This window comes from Methylobacterium hispanicum (assembly GCF_022179285.1).
GTDB classification, from domain to species: Bacteria; Pseudomonadota; Alphaproteobacteria; order Rhizobiales; family Beijerinckiaceae; genus Methylobacterium; species Methylobacterium hispanicum.
Genome location: NZ_BPQO01000086.1, coordinates 1 through 935 on the forward strand (window position 1 = coordinate 1; position 935 = coordinate 935).

General features: G+C 79.0%; 2 protein-coding genes. Both read left to right on the forward strand.

Translation table 11 applies throughout. From position 1 onward, the window contains the following. Positions 1-477, forward strand: a 477-nt coding sequence (locus MFF56_RS31840) for a hypothetical protein (RefSeq protein ID WP_238232210.1), incomplete at its 5' end; no start/stop codon positions are given. A 179-nt stretch (positions 478-656) separates the two neighbouring features. After that, positions 657-935 (forward strand): hypothetical protein (locus tag MFF56_RS31845; protein ID WP_238232212.1); only part of this gene is annotated, 279 nt, incomplete at its 3' end.

Consider the following 935-nt stretch of genomic DNA (forward strand, 5'->3'; position numbering starts at 1 on the left):
AGGGTCTCTGGGTCCTTGGCAGTTCTTCGCGCAGTGTTGCTCGCCGTGCTGGCGATGGCCGTGGCCATCGCCCCGGCGGCGCCGTGCACGATGAAGCGCCACGCCGCAGCCGATCACGCCGCCGTCGACCAGGCCGCGGCCCCCGCCGACCCGCACACCCACCACCGACACGGAGCCGCCTCCGCCGACGCGCCCGCGGGAGCGGCCCTCCAGGCGGACGGCGCGGACGGCCCCGACTGCCAGCGGCATGCCTCGGCCGGCCAGCACCACCCGGGCGGCCACGGCCACCACAAGCGCCCGGTCAGCTGCGCGGCCACCTGCTGCCCCCTGGCCTGCCAGGCGGCCGTGCCGGACGCACCCTGGTCGGGCGAGGCGCTGACCCTGCGCCCCTCCGAGCCCATCGGCCTGGCCCAGGAGGACGGCGTCGCCCAGCCGCGTCCCCTGCGCATCGAGCGGCCGCCCCGGCAGCGCGCCTGACCGCGGCGGGCCGAGCGCCCGCCCGCGCCCGCACGCCGCTCCCGGCCGCGCCCTGACCAGGATCCTGCCTGCGCGGGCCGCGCCCGGCATGGCCGGCGCAGCCGCGCCCGCGCCCCACTCCCTGTCCGCCGGTCCGCGCCCCCGAGCGCGGCCGCCAGCCCCCGTTCGGGATCACAGCGATGCTCACCTCCCTCAGGCCGGCCGTGGCGCTCACGGCCTTGGCGCTCACGGCCTTGCCGCTGGCGGCCTGCGTGCCCACCGCCGCGCCGCACTGGCTCGTCGCCCCGGCCGATCCCGCCGTCGCCGTGCGCGCGCCGCGCTACTCCGCGGTCACCGCGGGCGTGGCGCGCTACGACGTGGTCGATCCCAAGGACTGGCGCGAGCTCAACCGCGCCGTGACGCCGAAGTCCGGCTCGGGCGGCATGGAGGGCATGGACCACTCCCGGATGCCCGGCATG